The sequence below is a fragment of the Cupriavidus sp. 05N38 genome (assembly GCF_056397345.1).
Map to the genome: position 1 here is coordinate 69,751 of NZ_JBFTNF010000014.1, position 19,635 is coordinate 89,385.

Below are 19,635 nucleotides of genomic sequence, written 5' to 3' on the forward strand. Positions count from 1 at the left end.
CATGGACCTGCTCTATTCCGAGCAACACAAGGCGTTCCGGCAGGAGATCCGCGACTTTATCGCCGAGAACCTGCCCGACGACATGCGCCAGCGCCTGCGGGCGGGCGGCTTCGCCTCCAAGGCGGACACCGAACTGTGGCAGCGCAGGCTGAACGCGCGCGGCTGGGGCGCGCCCGCATGGCCAACGGCCTTTGGCGGTGCAGGCTGGGACGCAGCGCAGCAGCAGATCTTCGCCGACGAATGCGCCTGCGCACCGGTGCCGCCGCCGCATATCTTCAATATCACCATGCTGGGCCCGGTGCTGGTCCACTTCGGAAGCGACGCGCAGCGCGAGTACTTCCTGCCCAGGCTGCTGAACGCCGACATCCAGGTCTGCCAGGGCTTCTCGGAGCCGGGCTCCGGTTCGGACCTGGCCTCGCTGAAGACGCGCGCCGAGCGCACGGCGGACGGCTACCTGGTCAATGGCCAGAAGATCTGGACCAGCCAGGCGCACTACTCGGACTGGATCTTCTGCCTGGTGCGCACCGACCCGGACGCCGCCAAGCCGCAGGCCGGCATCTCCTTCATCCTGGTCGACCTGAAGTCGCCCGGCATCACCGTGCGGCCCATCATCAGCATCGACGGCCGCCACAGCCTGAACGAAGTGTTCTTCGACAACGTGCTGGTGCCGGCCGGGAACCTGGTCGGTGAGGAGAACAAGGGCTGGGACTATGCCAAGTTCCTGCTCGGCCATGAGCGCGCCTATATTGCCGGCATCGGCCGCAGCAAGGAGCGCGTGGCCTATGCCAGGGACCTGCTGGCGCGCCTGCAAGCCGAAGGCCGGCCAGCCGGGATGCTGGCGCCATGGCGAGGCCGTATCGCGATGATCGAGGCAGATCTGCACGCGCTGGAGGTGACCCAGTTCCGCATGCACGGCGGCCACGCCGACATGAAGCTGTCGCCGATGCTGAAAGTGCGCGGCAGCGAGATCTTCCAGGCCATCACCGACGTGATCTGCCTCATGAGCGGCACCGACGCCTTGCGCGCGGACACCGGCACGCTTGCCAGGTCCTTCCTGTACTCGCGTGCCGTCTCGATCTTCGGCGGCAGCACCGAGGTGCAGAAGAACATTCTTTCCGCCACTGTCCTGGATCTGCGATGAACCTGCAACGGAACGACGTCCAGCAGCAGTTGCTGGACAGCCTGACGCGGCTGCTGGGCCGCGAGTATTCCTTCGAAAAGCGCCAGCAGTACGTGGCACACGATGACGGGCACGGCGCCCGGGCCTGGCGCTCGCTGGCGGACCTTGGCGTGCTGGGTGCGGCGATTCCCGAGGAATTCGGTGGCTTCGGCGGCGATGCGGTCGACCAGATGCTGGTCTCGCGGGAACTGGGAAGCTGTCTGTCGCTGGAGCCGTACCACGGGACCGCTGTGATGGCGGCCGCCGCGCTTGCCGCGGCAGGGTCCGGTGCGCAAAAGGCCCGGCTGCTGCCCCGCATCGCCCAAGGCGAGCTGAAGGTGGCGTGGGCCCACGGCGAGGCCGTACCGGGACGCGTGGCCGTGCAAGCTGCCGCCGGCGTGGAAGGCTGGTGCCTGTTCGGCAGCAAGCCCTGCGTGATCCATGGCGCGGGCAGCGATTACCTGATCGTCTCCGCGCAGGTGGCCGGGAGCGGAGTCAGGCTCTTCCTGGTGAACGGCCACAGCGTCGGCGTGCAGCGCGACGGCTACCGCCTGATCGACGGCACGCCGGCTGCCGACGTGCGGCTCGATGGCGCCCATGCCGAACTGCTCGACGCCGACGCCGGCAGTGCCGTCATCGATCGGGTACTGGCGCCTGGCATCAACGCTGCCTGCGCCGAAATGGTCGGTGCCATGCAAGGCGCGTATGCGCTGACGGTCGACTATCTCAGGACGCGCAAGCAGTTCGGCAAGCTGATCGGCTCGAACCAGGCATTGCAGCACCGCGCGGTGGACATGCTGGTGGCGCTGGAGCAGAGCCGCAGCCTGTCGCTTTCGCTGGCCCTGGCGCTGGCCGGTCGCAACGACCTGGCCACGGGCGCGGAGCAGGCGCATGCCGCCAAGGCCTATATCGGCCAGGCGGCACGCCAGGTCACGCAGGAAGCCATCCAGATGCATGGCGGCATCGGCATGACCGAGGAATACGCCGTCGGGCACTACCTGCGCCGCGTGCTGGTGCTGGACCAGCTGCACGGCGACACCCAATACCATCTCGGCTGCCTGGAAGGCCGCCGGCACCATTGAACCTGTTGGAAATCGAGGAGAACACCATGTCGGATCTCATGTCCCTGAAAGGGAAAGTCATCATCGTCACCGGCGCCGCGCAAGGCGTGGGCAAGGCCACGGCCGAACTGGCACTGCAGCTTGGCGCGAAGGTCGGCCTGGTCGACATGAAGCGCGAGGCGCTGCAGGAGATCAGCGCGCGCTACCCTGACCATACGGTTGCCTACGCGGGCAGCGTGTCGGACGCCGACTTCGTCGCGTCGTCGATGGAGCACGCGTTGTCGCACTTCGGCAAGGTGGACGGGCTGGTCAACTGCGCCGGCATCGTGCGCGCGGCGATGATCGAGAACATGACGCTGTCGACCTGGAACGAGGTCATCGACTGCCACCTGACCGGCTCCTTCCTGTGGCTGCAGGCGGTGGGCGCGCACCTGGTGGAACGCGCCAAGAAGGGAGAGAGCGTCAAGGGATCGATCGTCAATATCTCGTCCGAAGCCGGGCGCCGCGGCTCGATCGGCCAGATCAACTATGCCAGCGCCAAGGCCGGCATGCTGGGCATGACCATGAGCGCCGCGCGCGAATGGGGCAAGTACGGCGTGCGTACCAATTCGGTCTGCCTGGGCGTGGTGGAAACGCCGATGACCGAGACCATTCGTGGCGACCGCTTCCGCGATGGCATCCTGTCGATGATCCCGATGGGCCGCTGGGCGCAGCCCGAGGAAGTGGCGCAGCCGATCTGCTTCCTGCTGTCCGACGCGTCGTCGTACATTCTTGGCCAGCACCTTGGCGTAAACGGCGGGTATCACCTGGCGAGCTGAGCGCCGGCTCCGGGCGGTGCCGGGCCCTCACGCCCGGCACGCCCGTCACACCCGGCATGCCCGGCACTTCGCCTACCCCGGTGCCGCGCGCAATCCCTGCGACCTGCCGGCACAGGCGGCCAGCAACCTCGATGCGTCTGTCCAGTGCGGCGATGCGTTCTTCGCCGATCCGGCCTACGGCGCCGCGATCGTGCCGCAGGCGGAATAAAGGCAAGGATCAGGACTCGCCCGGCGCATGCGCATCGGGCGGCTCGGGCATGATCTCGCGCGCAATGGCAACGAAGTTGCGCGTGGTGGCGTTGACGGTATCCGGCAGCGTCACCAGCGCAATCCCGAGGTTCAGCCTGGGCGGCATGCCGGTCAGCTGAACCAGCTTCACTCCGTCGCCGGCCTGCCTGGCTGCCGCGGCGGGAACCAGTGCCACGCCCAGGCCGCTTTCCACCAGTGCCAGGATCGATGGCACCTGCACTGCCTCCTGTGCGATAGGAGGCTGGATGCCCGCTTCATGGAAGGCCATCATCGTCATCGAATACATGGCCGGCACGAAGGTCCGCGAATACACGATAAACGGGGTGGCGCCGAGCTCCGCCAGACTCACCGCTTCGCACGCGGCCAGCGGCGAGTCTGCGCTGACGGCAAGCACCATCGGGTCGGGCTGCAGCAGCAATACGCTGGCGCCGGTTCGCTCCAGGACGGGGTAGCGCACCAGCGCCACGTCCAGCGAGTGTTCGTCCAGCCGGCGCAGCAGCTCGACGGTGGTGGATTCCTCGATCACCAGGTCGACGCGCGGATACCGCAGGCGGAAGGTGCGGATCAGCCGTGGCATCAGCGAGTACACCGCGGAGCCGACGAAGCCCACGCGCAGCTTGCCCTGCTCGCCACGCTCGCCCTCGCTGGCGGCACGGCGAATCTCGTCGGCGAAAAAGAGCGTGTTGCGCATCTGGCGTAGCACGGTTTCACCCACGGGTGTCAGGCGCAGGCCGGATGGCAGGCGCTCGAACAGGGTCACCCCGAGTTCTTCTTCCAGCTTGCGGATGGCGGTGGACAGGGGCGGCTGCGCCATGTGCAGCCGCTCGGCGGCACGGTGGAAATTGAGCGTTTCGCTCAGCACCAGCGCCTGTTTGATCTGTCGGAGGTCCATGCGATGAGACGGGTGGGGCGCGGCACCATCGCCGCGCGGCCAACTATGCGCGAAGGCGGGGCAATGCGCAATCCGGCATTGCCCCGTGCGCGGCTCAGGTGCCGGTGGCGAGCGCCTGCACCTGTTCGATCGCTGCCGGCGGCAGCCAGCCGGCCAGCACTTCATCGTAGCGGCGCGCATCCGGCGCGCGCGGGGCCGTGGGCGGGGCGCTCGGCGTGCGGCTGAAGCGCGGCGCCGGGGCGGGCTGGGCAATGCCATCCACCTCGACGAAGGTCTCGCGCGCCTTCAGGTGGGCGTGCTGCGGCGCTTCGGTGAAATCGAGCACGGGCGCGAAGCAGGCATCGGTCCCCTCCAGCATCTGGCACCACTCGTCCCGCGTGCGGGTCCCGAACACCGCGGCCAGCCGTTCGCGCGCGGCTTCCCAGCCGTGCGCATCGAGTTGCTCGCCCAGGCTGGCGGGGTCGATGCCGATGCGTTCGAGCAAGTCGCGGTAGAAGCGCGCCTCGATCGGCCCGACCGAGATCCAGCGCCCGTCCTTGCAGCGGTAGACGTTGTAGTAGTGCGCGCCGGAATCGAGCACATTGGTGCCGCGCGCCTGTTGCCACTGGCCGGCGGCGGTCATGCCATAGAAGACGGTTCCCAGCGCCGCGGTGCCATCGACGATGGCGGCATCGACCACCTGTCCCTGTCCCGACTTGCCGGCTTCGATCAGCGCCGCCAGCACGCCCGTGACCAGGAACATCGCGCCGCCGGCGAAGTCGCCGAGATAGGCCGGCGGAATCGCGGGCGCCTGGCCACGCCCGCCGATGGCGTTCAGGGCGCCCGTCAGCGAGATGTAGTTGATGTCATGGCCGGCGGTGTGCGCCAGCGGGCCGGTCTGGCCCCATCCGGTGACGCGGCCGTAGACCAGGCGCGGATTGCGCGCCAGGCAGTCCGCCGGTCCCAGGCCGAGGCGTTCCGTGACGCCGGGGCGGAAGCCTTCGATCAGCGCGTCGGCTTTCTCCGCCAGGTCCAGCACGATGGCGACGGCCTGCGGATCCTTCAGGTCGAGCGCGATCGACTTGCGGTTGCGCAGCATCAGGTCGAAGCGACGCTCGCRCTTGACGCCGAGGTCGGCGTCGCCGGGGCGCTCGATGCGCAGCACCTCGGCGCCCATGTCGGCCAGCAGCATGCCCGCCATGGGGCCGGGGCCGATGCCGGCCAGTTCGATGATCTTCATGCCTGCGAGAGGGCCCATCGTGTTCCTTTTGCGGTAGTTGTGTTGCGGCTGGCGCCCAGGGAGTCTCACTCCACCGGAATCCCGGCGGTCTTGACGATCTCGCGGGTGCGCTGGATTTCCGCCAGCTGGAACTGCCTGAGTTGCTGCGGCCCGCCGGAGTACACGCTGCCGCCAAGGTTCTCGATGAATTTCACGCTGTCGCGCTGCTGCATGGTTTCGCGAACGGCATCGGAGAGCGCCTTGACGATCTTCTCGGGCACCTTGGCCGGTGCAAAGACGCCGGTCCAGGCAAATACCTCGAAACCCGGTGCGCCGCTTTCGGCGACGGTGGGCACCTGCGGCAGCTCCTTCAGGCGCTGCGTGTCAGTGACGGCCAGCGCACGGAGGCGGCCACCGCGGATCAGCGGCAGCACCGCGCTGATCTCGCCGATCGAATAGTCGACGTTGCCGGCGGCGACGTCCGTCATGGCCGGTGCGGTGCCCTTGTAGGTGATCGGATTGCCCTTCATGCGGAAGCGCTCATGGAAGAGCTCCACGGCAACCTGGTAGCCCGCGCTGCCGCTGGCATAGTTGAGCTTGCCAGGCGCCTTGCGAGCCGCTTCCACAAGGTTGTCGAGCGTCTTGTAGGGCGAGTTGGCCGGCACCACGACCACCATGGCAAAGCGCGCGATACGTTCGACCGCGACGAAATCCTTGACCGGGTCATAGGGCAGGGTCCTGAACACAGCCACATTGGTCACCATCGACGAATTGCTGCCAACGAACAGGGTGTAGCCATCCGGTGCGGCCTCGGCCACCGCGCGCGCGCCGATGAAGCTGTTGGCGCCAGGGCGGTTCTCTACCACGAAGGGCTGCTTGAACTTCTCGCCCAGGTGCTGCGAAATGAAGCGTGCCGTGGTGTCCGCGCCGCTGCCCGGCGGCAGCGAGACGATGACCTTCACGGGATGGGTCGGGAAGTCGGACTGCGCGGTGGCCGGCATCACGGTCAGCGCCAGCGATGTCGCGACCAGGCACCGCTTCAGAGTGGGAAATGCCATGTTGTCTCCTTGGAAGTTATCTTCCCGGCGGCGTATTGCCTGCCGGTGACCGGTCCCCGGGGGCGGGGGGCTGCCTGTCAGGCGCGCCGCYGCAGGAAAGCGTCCAGCGCGGCTTCGTGTTCGGCCGTGTGATGCGCCAGGGCCTGGAAGCCAGCCGACATCTCCAGGATGGTGTCCATCCGTGCGTGGATGGATTCGCGCAGCAGGCGCTTGGTCATGCGCAGCGCATGGCCGGAGTTGCGGGCGATGCGCTGGGCCAGTTCCATCGCGGTCTGCACTAGCGCATCGGCCGGCACCACCTGCGAGACGAGCCCCCAGTCCAGTGCCTGGCGGGCGTCAATGGTGTCGCCGGTAAAGGCCAGCTCGCAAGCGCGCGACATGCCGATCACACGAGGCAGCAGCCAGGCGCCACCATCGCCGGGAATGAGCCCCAGCTTGACGAAGGTGGCCGCGAACACCGCCTGCTGCGAAGCAATGCGGATATCGCAGAGGCAGGCAAGATCATTGCCCGCGCCAAGGGCCGGTCCGTTGACGGCCGCGATGATCGGCACCTCCAGGCCGGCCAGCGCCAGCGGCACGCGCTGGATGCCGTCGCGGTAGGCCTGGCGGGAGCGGATGGGCTCGCCCAGTCCGCTGCCCATCTTGTCGCGCAGGGTCTTGAGATTGCCGCCGGAAGAAAACGCCGGGCCCGCGCCGGTCAGGATCGCGGCGCGGACAGACATGTCCCGATTGAGCGTCTCGCACATCTCCACCACGGCCTGTACGGCATCGTCGTCCGAAATCGCATTGCGCGTTTCCGGGCGGTTCATGGTGATCAGTGCAACGGCGCCTTCGCGCTTGAGGTCCAGGAAGCTGTTCATAGGAGGATCGAATAAAAATGTCTGGGATCGTTCCTGCCGGAGCGACGCGCTCCGCAAGGGGGTTCCATTCGATGCTACGGACAGCGGGGCGATGTGAAAAATACTTTCGGTATGTCGCGCAATACACCGCCTGTATCGCGTCAGGGTGCCGTGGCGTCGGAAGACGGCTATGCGTTCTCCATCAATGCATCGCGCACCTCCATCAGCGCGGCCAGATAGGCATCGTGGTTTTTCTTCATGCGATCCGCCGGGCCTGCCAGCGAGATGCCCGCCGGTTGCCCGCCCAGCAGGCCGGTCACCGCCAGCCCATAGACGCCCTCGCTGCCTTCCTCGCGCGCTTCATGCCAGCCGCGCCTGGCGCCGCGGGCAACCTGCGCCATCAGCGTGTCGATGTCGACAACGGTGTGCTCGGTCAGCGGGCGCAGGTTGCTGTTGGCCAGCATGGCGCGCGCTTCCTCGGGCGGGAGCAGGCTCAGCAGCCCCTTGCCCAGCGCGGACGCATGCAGCGCGGCCCGCGAACCGACTTCGATGATGTAGCGCAGCGGCTGCCGGCTGGGCTGGACGGCAACGACCTTGACCGCCGCGGTGTCGAGCACGCCGAAGTAGACGCTTTCGTTGGTCTTCCCGCCCACCTGTTCCACGGCCTCCTGGGCAACGGTGCTGAGCGGATCGTTCTCGGCGATCTGGCGCGCGACGTCGAACAGGCGTCCGCTCGGATAGAAGCGCCGGCTGCGCGTCGTGCGCATCAGGTAGCCGAGCGAGTGCAGCGTATGCAGCAGGTCCGACGTGCTGCTTTCCGGCAAGGACAGCAGGCGCGCCATGTCCGAATTGGACAACTCGCGCCGCTCGCGCGCGAAGACTTCGAAGACAGCCATGGCACGGCCGGCGGCTGGGATCAGGGTAGGCATGGATAGGGAGGCTGGAGTTCGGGTATCGACAGTACTATACGAAATTTCGTAAGGCGTCGGAAGCCTACCACGCCGCGCTATCGCACCACGCCCCCCTGGCGCAAGCGATGGATCTCTTCTTCGGCATATCCGGCCGAACCCAGCACCTCGTCGGTATGCTCGCCCAGCAGCGGTGCCCGCCGGCGCACCGCGCCCGGGGTCTCGCTCAGCTTGATCGGCACGCCGGCGATCTTCACCGGGGTGGCCGAGCCGGGCTGTTCGACCTCCACCAGCATCTCCCGCACCGCGTAGTGCGGGTCGGCGAAGATCTCGGCCGAGTTGTAGACCGGTCCGAAGGGCACTTTTCCGCCCAGCGCGGCCGCGATTTCCGCCTTGCTGCGCACCGCGGTAAAGGCCTCGATCGCGTCGATGACCTGCTGCTGGCGCTGCACGCGCGCGGCATTCGTTGCGAAGGCGTCGTCGGTGGCCATGTCGGGACGGCCGATGGCGATGGCCAGCTTCTGCCAGAAGGTGTCGGTGGCRCAGGCGACCGATACATGGCCGTCGGCGGCGCGGAACAGGCCGAACGGGCACAGCAGCGGATGGCGGTTGCCTTCCGGCGCCGGCACCGCGCCGGTATAGGACGCCTGGTAGACGATGCGCTCGCACATGGCCAGCACGGCATCGGTCATCGCCACGTCGACGAACTGGCCCTGGCCGGTTTCGCGGGCCCGGCTGACGGCCGCCAGGATGCCGATGCACAGCATCAGCGCCGGCACGGTATCGCCCACGCCGGGGCCGATCTTGGTCGGCGTGTCGCGGTCCGGGCCGGTGATGCCCATCATCCCGCCCATGGCCTGCGAAACCACGTCATACGCCGGCCATTGGGCATAGGGGCTGGCGCCGCTGCGCGGATCGCCGAAGCCGCGCACGGTGCCGTAGACCAGGCGCGGGTTGGTCCGGCGCAGGCTTTCGTAGGAAAGGCCGAGGCGTTCCATCACGCCGGTGCGGAAGTTTTCCACCACCACGTCGGCTTCGTCGATCAGCCGGAGCAGGATCTCGCGCCCGCTGTCGGTCTTCAGGTCCAGCGCAATCGAGCGCTTGTTGCGGTTGACGCTCTGGAAATAGCCGCCGAAGTCACGCAGCGTATCGTCGGCGCAGAAAGGGCCGGTCACGCGCGTGCCGTCGCCGGTCATGGCCTCGACCTTGATCACGTCGGCGCCGTGGTCGGCCAGGATCTGGGTACAGAAAGGCCCCGCCAGCATCTGCGTGAGATCGATCACGCGCAGGCCGGCAAGGGCACCCGCGGAGTTGGCTTGTATTGGCACGAAGGGCTCCCGGGTCAGGTGGCGAGCTTGCCCAGCATGGCATCGGAGATGATGCGCATCTGGATCTCGGAGGTGCCTTCGAAGATCTTGGTCAGGCGCGCGTCGCGCCAGTAGCGCTCCGCCGCGAAGTGCGTGGTGTAGCCCGCGCCGCCGTGGACCTGCAGGCCCTCGCTGGTGACGCGCTCGCACATCTCGCTGGCGAACAGCTTGACCATCGACGCTTCCGTGTCCGCGCGCTCGCCCTCGTCGATCTTCTCGCACACAGCGTAGAGCAGGGCGCGCGCGGCTTCGACCTGCGTGGCCATGTCGGCCAGCTTGAAGCGGATGGCCTGGAAACTGGCGATGGGGTTGCCGAACTGCGCGCGGTCCTGCGCGTACCGGACCGCATCTTCCAGGCTGCCCTGCGCCAGGCCGATGGAGCGCGCGGCGGTATGGGCACGGGCCGTCTCCAGGCCRGCGGTGGCGAGGTAGAAGGCCTTGCCTTGCTCGCCCACCATCTTGGCATGCGGCACGCGGCAGCCGTCGAAGGCCAGTTCCCACGTCGTCCAGCCGTGGTAGCCGATCTTGGGGATGATGCTGCCCTTGACGTTCTCCGGCAGCGCGCCGCGCGGCTTTTCCACCATGAAGGCAGAGAGGCCCTTGTGGCGCGCCTTCGGGTCCATGACCGGGTCGGTGCGGCAGATCACGAGGATGAAGTCGGCTTCGTCGGCAAAGGTGCACCAGTACTTGCTGCCGGTGATGACCCAGTCGTCGCCGTCGCGCACCGCGCGGCAGGTGATATTGGCGATGTCGGAGCCGGCGTTGGGCTCGGACAGCGAGAATGCGCCCAGGAACTCGCCGCGCGCCATGCGCGGCAGGTACTCGGCCTTCTTCTGCGGCGACAGCCCCTTCAGCGCGCCGATCAGCCCATTGCCACGCGCGATCAGGCTGCCCACGCTCATCCAGCCGCGCGACAGCTGCTCGGCCACCAGGCAGTACTCGTAGGCGCCCAGCCCCAGGCCGCCGTATTCTTCGGGAATCAGGATGCCGAAGTAGCCAAGCTCGGCCATCTCGTCGATCAGTTCGCGCGGGATCTGGCCCTTTTCGGGGTCCAGCTTGTTGGCGATGGGCAGCACGCGCTCCATCGTGAACTGGCGCGCGGCGTCCTGGATCATGCGCCGCTCTTCGGTCAGTTTCTGCATCGTCTCTTCCTTTGCTTGCGACGGCCGGGGCCGCTGCTCAGGGCAGCACGTTGCGCGGGTCGTCTTTCAGGACGAGCTGCCACGCCTCGCGTGCCATCGGTTGTGTCTTCTCTTCGAGCACATGGGCCAGCAGGCCGGCCGAGCGGCCCACCAGCGCCAGGCCGCGCGCGATCAGCGGATCCAGCCCCATCGCCGCCACGATCGCGCCGATCGCGCCCACTACGTTCATCGGCAGCTTGCGGTGCTGCTCCTTCACCAGCACGTCGACGATGGCTTCCATCAGGCGCCAGTGCCGGCCGTAGTAGCCGTGCTCGCGCGACAGCTCGCGCAGCGCGGGCACGCGCGGGTCGCCATCGACATGGATGGGGTGGCCGACGCCGAAGATCTGCTGGCGGCGCTCCTTGTGGAGGCGGACCAGCGCGCGGGCGGCTTCGCGCACTTGCTCGTCCGGGGCATCGTCCGCCAGCGCGCTGGCGCCTTCGTTGAGCATCTCGGCCGCGTTCTGCATGGGGCCGAGGAACACGCTGCCCGCGCCGAGCAGGCCCGTGGCCACCGCACCCTGCAGGGCTTCCGGCGCGCCAATGTAGGTGAGGCGGGCCGACAGCGAGCTGGGGGTGATGCCATGGTCGGCCGTGGTCACCAGCAGTGCATTGACCATGACCTTCTCGCGCGGCGACGGCAGGCGCGACAGCGTGGTGAAGAAGATCATGTCGACAAAGTCGAACTTGCCGATGATCTCGGTCGCGAGGTTCAGGCCGCGCACCATGATGGTGTCGGTGGTGGTGTAGCCGATTTCAGTCTTTACCATGGGGAGGCTCCGTGCCTTGATATGAGAGAACGGCATCCAGCGCGGCCACTCCCTCGCCTTGCGGGCGCACCGCAAGGGGATTGATTTCCAGTTCTTCGATCTTGTCGGCATGCGCGGCGACAAAGTCCGAGAGCTTGACCAGCATGCCGACCAGCGCGTCGATGTCGCAGGCCGGCTGGCCGCGATAGCCCTTGAGCAGTTCGTGGCAGCGGGTCTCGCTGATCATCTCGCGCGCCGAGTCCGGCGTGAGCGGCAGCAGGCGCCGGCTGACATCCTTGAACAGTTCGATGCTGACGCCACCGAGGCCGAAGGTGCAGACGTGGCCGAACACCGGGTCCCGGTGGATGCCGACCACGGCTTCGACGAACGGGGCGGGCAGCATCGGCTCCACCAGCACGCCCTCGATCCGCGCGGTGCCACTGGCCCGCGCGCCGTTGGCGTGGATCTCCTCGTAGGCCGCCATCGCCGCGCTTTCGGAGGCGATGCCAAGCCGCACGCCGCCGATGTCCGTCTTGTGCGTGATGTCCGCGCTGACGATCTTCATCACCGCCTTGCCGTTGCCGACATCGCGGAAGGCGCTGGCCGCCTCGGCAGCAGTGCGCGCCACCACGCCACGGGGCGTCGGAATGCCGGCCCGTTCCAGCAGTGCCTTGGTCACCGCTTCGGACAGGTTGGCCGTGGCGGCCGTGGCGCCGGCAGCGCTTGCGCTGCCCAGCGGCTGCCATGCGCGCTCGAAGCGGGCTTTCCAGCGGCCGTAGTGAATGAAGCGCTGGATGGCGAGCACGGCGTTGCCGACTGCGCGCATCGGCATCAGGCCGCCGTCGATCATCTTGCGATGGCCTTCTCCGGTGCGGTCGCTCATCCACACCGGCACGATCGGCGTGTCCGGTTGCTCCAGCTGCACGCGCACCATGCTGTCGGCCAGCATGGCCGTGGTCTTGCCGTACTCCACCGGGATCGGCACCAGCACCAGGTCGGTGTTGGGATCGGCGGCGGTGGCCTTGAGCGTGGCGTAGCTGACCTCGGTATTGACGAGCACTTCGGCGGTCACGTCCACCGGGTTGCTGAAGGCGGCGAAGCCGGGCAGGGCGGCGCGCAGTGCCTCGGTGGTCGCCGGCGCGAACTCCGACAGCTTCAGCCCGGCCAGTCCCACCATGTCGGAAGCCAGCGCCGCGGTGCCGCCGGAGAAGCTGTACACGGCCAGCTGTTCCTTGCCGGAGGGCTTGCGCCGCGCCAGCAGCGAGGCCACGTCGATCAGCTCGTCGATGTCGTCCACTTCGATGATGCCGAGCTGGCTGAACACCGCGCTGTTGATCTCCGCCGAGCCGGCAATCGCGGCGGTGTGCGACTGCGCCGCCTTGGCGCCGTATTCCGACTTGCCGACCTTGATCGCGACGATGGGCTTGCCGCACCGCGCGGCATGCAACGCTGCGGCCATGAAGCGCGGGCCGTTGCGCACGCCTTCCAGCGTGGTGACGATCACCTCGATGTCCGGCGCTTCGGCCATGTAGTGGATGTAGTCGCTGACCTCCAGGTCCACCTCGTTGCCACCGGAGCACCACAAGCCCACGCCCACGCCGCGGTCCATCGCCTGGATGAACGAGCGGCCGAGGCCGCCGCCCTGCGTGGCGACGCCGATCGGGCCGGGGCGGCGGTCGATGCGCCATGCCGGCGAGAAGGTCAGGCCCAGCCGCGCGTTCATGTTGTTCAGGCCCGGGCAGTTGGGGCCGTAGATGCGCATGCCGGTGCTGGCCACGATCTCGCGCATCTCGGCTTCCACCGCGCGGCCGTCTTCGCCGGTTTCGCCGAAGCCGGAAGTGAAGACGATGGCGAACTTGACGCCGAGCCTGCCGCAATCGCGCAGGGTCTGGATGACCATGTCGGCGCGCACGGCCAGGATGGCCAGGTCGGGCGCTTCCTTGAGGTCATTGACCGAGGCCACGCATGGCCTGCCGTGGATTTCGGCGCGGCCCGGGTTGACCAGATGCAGGTCACCCGTAAACTCGGAGAAGGTGGTCAGGTTCTCCAGCGTCCGGCCGCCGATGCTGTCCGGCTTCTCGGAAGCGCCGACCAGCACGATCGAGCGCGGATTGACCAGCCGCGAGAGGTCGCTGAACCAGATCGGCTGGCTGCTCATTGGGCCTCTCCCGGCGTGCGGCGCTTGAACAGGCACGTGGCTGCCATCTCCGCCACCACTTCGCCGCGCTGGTTGATGCCCTTGCGCAGGAAGGCGATGATGCCGCGGTCGGGGCGGCTGGTGGTCTTCTGCTCGACCACTTCGATTTCCACGCGGATGGTATCGCCGATGAATGTGGGCTTGGGGAACTTGAGGCGGTTTTCCAGCACGCTGAACAGCGAACCTTCAAAGAACTGGTTCGGAATCGAACGCGAGGTCAGGCCGGCCATGAAGGCGGCCACCAGCATGCCGTGGGCAATGCGCTGGCCGAAGATGGTGCCCTTGGCGTATTCGGCATCGACGTGCACCTTGTTGAAATCGCCGGTCAGCGCGGCGAAGGCGGCGACGTCGGCTTCGGTGATGGTGCGCGACGAGGTGCTGTACTGCATGCCCGGTACCAGGTCTTCCCAGTAGAGCGTGGTATTGGCGATCTGCTCGAGGATGGCAGGCTGCGTCATGTCTTGTGTCTCCGTATTTGGGTGGGGGCCAGGGTCAGGTCAGTGCGCTGATGCCCAGGATTTCGCGGCCGATGATCAGGGTCTGGATTTCGGTAGTGCCTTCCGGGATCATGCCGCCGCGCGTGTCGCGGAAGATGCGCTCGATCGGGTAGCCGGTGGCGTAGCCCATGCCGCCATGTACCTGCAACGCCAGATTGGCGACTTCGAACGCGGCCTCGGTGGCGTACAGCTTGGCGATCGAGCATTCCGTGCGCGACGTACCGTTCTGCATCGAGCGCGCGGCGCGGTAGCCCAGCGCCCGCGCGGCCTGCGTGCGCATGGTCATGTCCACGATGTGCTTCTGCACCAGCTGGAAGCCGCCGATCTGGCGCCCGAACTGCTTGCGCTGCAGCGCGTAGTCGATCGACAGGTCCAGCGCGCATTGCGCCGCGCCCACCGCCCCCATGGCCACGTTCAGGCGCCCGAAGTTCAAGCCGATCAGGATCTGGCGCAGGCCCTGGCCTTCCTTGCCCAGCAGGTTGGCGGCCGGGATCTCCGCGTTCTCGAAGGTGAAGGCCGCGGTGCCGGTGCTGCGCGTGAACATGGTCTCCACCGGCGTGGCGCTGTACGGCGTCACGTCGCGCTCCACCAGGAACAGCGACAGCTCGCCGTTGCAGGTATCGCTGAACGTGCGCGCCACCACGATGCCGAAGTCGGCGAACATGCCGTTGGTGATCCACAGCTTGCTGCCGTTGAGCACATAGTGGTCGCCGCGCTTGTCGGCCCGGGTCTTGATCTCGGCCACGTTGGAGCCAACGTCCGGCTCGGAGATCGACACGAAGGTCTTGCGCTCGTTGCGCAGCAGCGGGCGCATGAAGCATTCCTTCTGCGCCTCGGTGCCATAGGCATTGATGATGCCCGCGACGATATTCAGCGTGTTGAGGATGATGCGCAGGGACAGCCAGCAGTAGCCGGCTTCCTCCATCATCACCGCCCAGGTCGGGTAGTCGAGGTCCAGGCCGCCGTCGGCCTCTTTCATGTAACCACCGAAGTAGCCGAAGTCGGCGAGGCCGGTGATTGCTTCCTGCGGGAAGCGCCGCTCCTTCTCCGCCTGGTCGATGCGCGGCGAGATGTGTTCCTTCAGGTAGCGGCGGATGTTCTCGCGCAGCAGGCGCTGGCTGTCGTCCAGGCCGTCGATGTCGACATTGGGATCAACCATAGCGGCCTCCGGTCACGAACAGGGTGGTGCCCGTGATGTAGCGGGCATGCTCCGACGCCATGAAGGCCACCGCGCCGGCGATATCGCTGGTCTGGCCCGGAAAGGTCACGGCGTTCTTGGCCATCACGTTGGCCAGGATGGTGTCGTAGTTGGGCAGGCTCTTGATGTACTCGGTCTCGATGTAGCCCGGGGCGATGGCATTGACCGTCACGCCCTTGCGCGCCTGTTCCAGCGACAGCGCCCGGGTGAAGCCGATGATGCCCGCCTTGGCGGTGGAGTAGTTGGCCTGCCCGGGATTGCCGAACATCGCGCGCGAGCTGATATTGATGATCCGGCCCCAGCCCTTCTCATGCATGAAGGGCAGCGCCGCGCGACAGGTGTGGAACGCGCCCTTGAGCGTGACGTCCAGCACCAGGTCCCAGTCCGATTCTTCCATCTTGAGAATGGTGCGGTCCTTGACCAGGCCGGCGTTGTTGACCAGCACGTCGATGCTGCCGAAGGCTTCCTTGCCGGCGCCGATCATGTTGCGCACCTGGTCTTCCTGGCGCACGTCGCACTGCACGGCAATGGCCTTCCCGCCAGCGAGCCCGATCCCGCCGGCGGTCTCGCGCGCAGCATCCAGGTCCAGGTCCGTGATCACCACGGCCATGCCTTCCTTCGCAAGCATTCGGGCGGTTTCCGCGCCGATGCCGCGTGCCGAGCCGGTGACAACCGCCACGCGACCTTTCAATCCGAGGTCCATGTCTTCTCCTTAGGGGGGTGTGGATTCAATGGTCGGCCAGCAGGGAATCGCGCACTTCGCGCAGGGCCGCCAAATAGGATTCGTGGTGCTTTTCGATACGTTCGGCGGGCCCCGCCACCGAGATGGCGACCGGCCGCTCGCCCAGCCGGGCCGCAACGGCCAGCGCGGTAACGCCTTCGGTGCCTTCGTCATGCGCTTCGTACCAGCCTTGGTCGCGGCCGCGCGTCAGTTGCGCCATCAGCTGGTCGAGGTCCACCACCGTGCTTGCGGTCACGGCCGGCCGCTTGGCGGCTTGCAGCCGTGCGCGGGCATCATCGTCGGTGAGCTGGCCCAGCATGGCCTTGCCCAGTGCAGACGCATGCAGCGCGACGCGCTCGCCAACGTCAAGGATGTAGCGCAGCGGCAGGGGACTCTGTGCCACGGCGACGACGCGCACGGCCTGCGGTTCGAGTACGCCGAAGAAGGCGCTCTCGCTGGTGGCGTGGGACAGCCGCAGTACCGCTGCCTGCGCGCGCTGCGTCAGCGGATCGTGTTCCGCGATCTGGCGCGCAGTCTCGAACAGGCGGCCGGTCGGATAGAAGCGACGCGTGCGCGTGGTCCGCATCAGGTAGCCGAGTGAATGCAGGGTGTGCAACAGGTCCGAGCAACTGCTGTCGGCAACAGCCAGCAGCTTCGCTATCTCGGAATTGGACAAGTCCCGTCTTTCTCGCGCAAAGACTTCGAACACGGCCATGGCGCGGCTTGCCGCGGGAATCTGGACTGGCATATCTGCTCCGAAATATCGAATATGATTACGATATACGGGACAAATGTACGACCCATCGGCGACGTGCGCAAGTCGTTTTTCGAGGGGGCAGAGGATGCTACGATATTTTGTAGGAAAGATGGCCGAGCCGGCAGCCCTCAAAATGAGGACGAATGGGCATATCTGACGCGCATATGCCTCTCCATGTGCGCGACAGGCGGGGGGCGCCGGCGGTCTTGCCGGGCAATCGTCCTGCGGGCATGGGAAGCCGCGTGCGAAAAGCTGGGTGCTCGTAAGGGTGCACGGGTGGCGACACAGCGCTGCCCGGGCGCCGCATCAGGCTATGGGCCGCCGCCGGCAGGCGTGCCGGGCGGCCCCAAGTGCCAGGAGCCTGCCACTGCATGCGCGCAGGCTGCCGCTTCCGTACCGATGGAATGGAACTGCGGGAAGGTCAGGCCGGAAACCCGAAGAGCCGCGCGAAGTCCTGCACGTGCTCCCGTGGCATCCTTGTTTGATTCACCTTGGCTTGCGGGTCTCCGTATCCCATGGACATGCCGAAGGCGGTCACTTCCTCCGGTGGCATGTGCAGATGCGCCGCGATCACGTCATGGAACGGCGCGAAGGAAACCTGCGGGCATGTGTCGATGCCACGCGCTTTCGCGGCGATCATCAGGTTCTGCGCGAACAGGCCGATGTCGATCCAGCTGTGCGGCTTCAATCTGCGGTCGATGCTGAAGATGAGACCCACCGGCGCGCCGAAGAATGAGAAGTTCTGCTCGGTCTGGCGCATGCGCGCCGCGGTGTCGCTGCGATCGATCCCGAGCGWAGCGTAGTAGCGCGCGCCGAAATCGGCCAGTCTCGCGCGGAACACGTCCGGCAACGGCTCAGGGAAGTGGGCGGGCGCGGGTGCGGTCCCGGCGCGGGAGGCGGCGACCAGGGCGCTGGCCAGTTCATCCTTGACCGCGCCGCTGACCACATACACCCGCCAGGGCTGGATATTGGCCCCGCTCGGGGCGGTCGCTGCCTCCTCCAGGATCTCCTGCATGAGTTCCCGGCGAAGCGGCTCAGGCCTGAAGGCGCGAACCGAGCGGCGAGACGTTACGACGGTGGCGACGCATCGCGCGACGGCCTCCTGGGACCATTCCATTGCTGTCTGTACCATGGACTACTCCTGCGGCACGTCGTGGTAGGAAATCCGGCCGGAGGGCAGGAAGAACAGCGCGATCACGGCGCCACCCTTCGCTTCCGGATAGTGGTGACTGCCCGGCGCCGGGGCGGTCCAGCCTCCGGAACACCAGCCATTCGGCCCGTTCAGGGCGGCACCGGGATCCAGCGGAACGACCATGTTGAACTCGCCATAGGGATGACCGTGGTATTGCCCTCTGAACCGATGGTCGGGGTGCCCTTGCTGATTGCCGGTGCTATCCATGTACACCGCTGTGATGCTGAAGTGGAGCGTGCGCTCGGAGGGCTCCGCGATGCGGCTGCGGCGGTAGCTTGGGCCGCCGATCTCGACGTTCGCTGCCCATCCATCCTCCACGCCCTTCCTGACAGAGCAGGACAGCGTCTGGTAGAACTCGCTGTCGGGCCCGTACTTCTCGTTCAACCAGCGCTCGACCGCGGTGCTGGTGGTCAGGTCCTTCACTTCTTCAAGGAAGGGGATGCAGCGCTCGATCAGCGCCTCTCGATCCTGGATGCGGGTTTCGGCCGTCATGGTGTCGTCTCCTGTCAAATGGGCTGGAGGTCATGATGCGCGAACCATGAATTGAATGGAATTGATGTCTCTGCAATTGCATAATGAACGCCATTCAATTGATGGGGCGACATCATGAGCATCGGCCGCACCGACCTGAACCTCTTGAAGGTGTTCGAGGCCGTCTACGAGGAGCGCAATCTGATCCTGGCCGGCAAGCGCCTCAATCTCACGCAATCGGCGGTTAGCCATGCGCTGCGCAGGCTGCGCGAGCTTGTCGGCGACGAGCTTTTCATGCGCATGGGGAAGGGCATGGTGCCGACCGGCCGTGCAACGGCGATGGCGCCAACCCTGCTGGACTCGCTGCGGCGCATCGAGGACGCGCTCGGCGTGGAGCCGTTTTCTCCCGACAAGTCCAGCCGGCGCTTTGTCATCGCGGCGAACGATCACGTCACCGAGGTGATCGTTGCGCCTTTGTCCCGCGAACTGCAAAAGGCCGCCCCGGGCGTCGACCTTGTCATCCGGCCGTCCACGCGGCTGGACCTGGCCGAGCAGATCGACCTGGGACGCATCGATCTTGCCATCGGCATCTTTTCCCAGGTGCCACCCCGCCTGAACTCGCGAACGCTGATGTCGCAGGGAGAGTCCATCTTGATGCGCAAGGGACATCCCGCTTCCCGCCGCAAGCTCACGCTCCGCGACCTGGCGAAGTACCCGCTCGTCACCCTGTCCGTCGGCGGGGAGGAGGAAGGCGCGGTAGGGGGTTTCATCGTTGAGCGTGGCCTCGCGCGCCAGTCGGAGATGTTCGACCGGCGTGCGTTGGAGAAGGCGCTCCTTGAACTGAACGAGGTGCCGCGGCTGAGAGTCACCGTCCCGCACTCGCTCGCCATTCCAGCGCTGCTTCGCGATACGCACATGCTGTCCATCGTGCCCGCGTCCCTCGCCATGGCGCTGACAAGGAGCGGCGACCTGATTCGCCGGCATCCGCCGTACCCGGCTGGAAACGAGACCATGCGTGCGGTCTGGCATGGCCGCGACGACCACGACGTGGGTCACGCCTGGCTGCGCGAGATGATCGCGACGACAGCGCGAGCCGCCGAAGAGGCGCTCGCGTAGCATGGCGG

General features: G+C 66.9%; 20 protein-coding genes. 5 read left to right on the forward strand and 15 right to left on the reverse strand.

Annotated features, from left to right (window positions below):
• Window position 1: 1 nt before the first annotated feature.
• Genes AC1DK4_RS13310 through AC1DK4_RS13325 form a run of 4 tightly spaced genes read left to right on the forward strand, consistent with a single transcriptional unit; the run spans window position 2 to window position 3,246 of the window.
• Window positions 2-1,141 (forward strand): acyl-CoA dehydrogenase family protein, encoded by a 1,140-nt coding sequence (locus tag AC1DK4_RS13310; protein WP_441613530.1) that lies wholly within the window; start codon window positions 2-4, stop codon window positions 1,139-1,141.
• The gene (locus tag AC1DK4_RS13315) at window positions 1,138-2,241 is read left to right on the forward strand and encodes an acyl-CoA dehydrogenase family protein (protein WP_441613531.1); all 1,104 of its coding nucleotides are present in this window, start codon (window positions 1,138-1,140) and stop codon (window positions 2,239-2,241) included. The genes AC1DK4_RS13310 and AC1DK4_RS13315 overlap by 4 nt, the downstream gene beginning before the upstream one ends.
• A gap of 26 nt (window positions 2,242-2,267) precedes the next feature.
• A complete protein-coding gene (locus AC1DK4_RS13320) occupies window positions 2,268-3,038 on the forward strand; it encodes an SDR family NAD(P)-dependent oxidoreductase (protein ID WP_441613532.1) in 771 nt (256 codons plus the stop codon).
• Window positions 3,039-3,054: 16 nt separating this feature from the next.
• On the forward strand, window positions 3,055-3,246 hold the full coding sequence (locus AC1DK4_RS13325; protein WP_441613533.1) for a hypothetical protein: 192 nt from the start codon (window positions 3,055-3,057) through the stop codon (window positions 3,244-3,246).
• 9 nt (window positions 3,247-3,255) lie between these two features.
• Here AC1DK4_RS13325 and AC1DK4_RS13330 read toward each other — a convergent pair whose 3' ends face one another.
• The 15 genes from AC1DK4_RS13330 to AC1DK4_RS13400 all read right to left on the reverse strand — a co-directional run bounded on the left by AC1DK4_RS13330 (window position 3,256) and on the right by AC1DK4_RS13400 (window position 18,532).
• Window positions 3,256-4,179: a LysR family transcriptional regulator gene (locus tag AC1DK4_RS13330; RefSeq protein WP_441613534.1), complete on the reverse strand. Its 924-nt coding sequence runs from the start codon at window positions 4,177-4,179 to the stop codon at window positions 3,256-3,258.
• A gap of 94 nt (window positions 4,180-4,273) precedes the next feature.
• Window positions 4,274-5,416: a CaiB/BaiF CoA transferase family protein gene (locus AC1DK4_RS13335; RefSeq protein WP_477131580.1), complete on the reverse strand. Its 1,143-nt coding sequence runs from the start codon at window positions 5,414-5,416 to the stop codon at window positions 4,274-4,276.
• 47 nt (window positions 5,417-5,463) lie between these two features.
• Complete coding sequence (locus AC1DK4_RS13340; protein ID WP_441613536.1) at window positions 5,464-6,435, reverse strand: Bug family tripartite tricarboxylate transporter substrate binding protein; 972 nt, start codon at window positions 6,433-6,435, stop codon at window positions 5,464-5,466.
• Window positions 6,436-6,512: 77 nt separating this feature from the next.
• Window positions 6,513-7,295, reverse strand: a complete 783-nt coding sequence (locus tag AC1DK4_RS13345; RefSeq protein WP_477131581.1) for a crotonase/enoyl-CoA hydratase family protein — start codon at window positions 7,293-7,295, stop codon at window positions 6,513-6,515.
• A 167-nt stretch (window positions 7,296-7,462) separates the two neighbouring features.
• Window positions 7,463-8,203, reverse strand: coding sequence for an IclR family transcriptional regulator (locus tag AC1DK4_RS13350; protein WP_441613538.1), 741 nt, complete (start codon window positions 8,201-8,203; stop codon window positions 7,463-7,465).
• A gap of 77 nt (window positions 8,204-8,280) precedes the next feature.
• Window positions 8,281-9,447, reverse strand: coding sequence for a CaiB/BaiF CoA transferase family protein (locus tag AC1DK4_RS13355; RefSeq protein WP_441613578.1), 1,167 nt, complete (start codon window positions 9,445-9,447; stop codon window positions 8,281-8,283).
• Window positions 9,448-9,524: 77 nt separating this feature from the next.
• Window positions 9,525-10,691, reverse strand: coding sequence for an acyl-CoA dehydrogenase family protein (locus AC1DK4_RS13360; RefSeq protein ID WP_441613539.1), 1,167 nt, complete (start codon window positions 10,689-10,691; stop codon window positions 9,525-9,527).
• A 37-nt stretch (window positions 10,692-10,728) separates the two neighbouring features.
• A complete protein-coding gene (locus AC1DK4_RS13365; protein WP_441613540.1) occupies window positions 10,729-11,499 on the reverse strand; it encodes a citryl-CoA lyase in 771 nt (256 codons plus the stop codon).
• Window positions 11,486-13,636 carry an acetate--CoA ligase family protein gene (locus AC1DK4_RS13370; RefSeq protein ID WP_441613541.1) on the reverse strand — a complete coding sequence of 717 codons (2,151 nt, stop codon included), beginning with the start codon at window positions 13,634-13,636 and terminating at the stop codon, window positions 11,486-11,488. The genes AC1DK4_RS13365 and AC1DK4_RS13370 overlap by 14 nt, the downstream gene beginning before the upstream one ends.
• The gene (locus tag AC1DK4_RS13375) at window positions 13,633-14,133 is read right to left on the reverse strand and encodes a MaoC family dehydratase (protein WP_441643426.1); all 501 of its coding nucleotides are present in this window, start codon (window positions 14,131-14,133) and stop codon (window positions 13,633-13,635) included. Before AC1DK4_RS13375 ends, AC1DK4_RS13370 begins: the two co-directional genes overlap by 4 nt.
• A 34-nt stretch (window positions 14,134-14,167) precedes the next feature.
• Window positions 14,168-15,331 carry an acyl-CoA dehydrogenase family protein gene (locus AC1DK4_RS13380; RefSeq protein ID WP_441613543.1) on the reverse strand — a complete coding sequence of 388 codons (1,164 nt, stop codon included), beginning with the start codon at window positions 15,329-15,331 and terminating at the stop codon, window positions 14,168-14,170.
• Window positions 15,324-16,073 (reverse strand): SDR family NAD(P)-dependent oxidoreductase, encoded by a 750-nt coding sequence (locus AC1DK4_RS13385; protein WP_441613544.1) that lies wholly within the window; start codon window positions 16,071-16,073, stop codon window positions 15,324-15,326. The genes AC1DK4_RS13380 and AC1DK4_RS13385 overlap by 8 nt, the downstream gene beginning before the upstream one ends.
• Window positions 16,074-16,098: 25 nt before the next feature.
• Complete coding sequence (locus AC1DK4_RS13390; RefSeq protein ID WP_441613545.1) at window positions 16,099-16,839, reverse strand: IclR family transcriptional regulator; 741 nt, start codon at window positions 16,837-16,839, stop codon at window positions 16,099-16,101.
• 430 nt (window positions 16,840-17,269) lie between these two features.
• Window positions 17,270-17,980, reverse strand: coding sequence for a nitroreductase (locus AC1DK4_RS13395; RefSeq protein ID WP_477131582.1), 711 nt, complete (start codon window positions 17,978-17,980; stop codon window positions 17,270-17,272).
• A gap of 3 nt (window positions 17,981-17,983) precedes the next feature.
• Window positions 17,984-18,532, reverse strand: coding sequence for a 4-hydroxylaminobenzoate lyase (locus tag AC1DK4_RS13400; RefSeq protein WP_441613547.1), 549 nt, complete (start codon window positions 18,530-18,532; stop codon window positions 17,984-17,986).
• A 114-nt stretch (window positions 18,533-18,646) separates the two neighbouring features.
• On the opposite strand from AC1DK4_RS13400, the gene AC1DK4_RS13405 reads away from it, so the two are divergent.
• Complete coding sequence (locus AC1DK4_RS13405) at window positions 18,647-19,627, forward strand: LysR family transcriptional regulator (protein WP_441649835.1); 981 nt, start codon at window positions 18,647-18,649, stop codon at window positions 19,625-19,627.
• Window positions 19,628-19,635 lie beyond the last annotated feature (8 nt).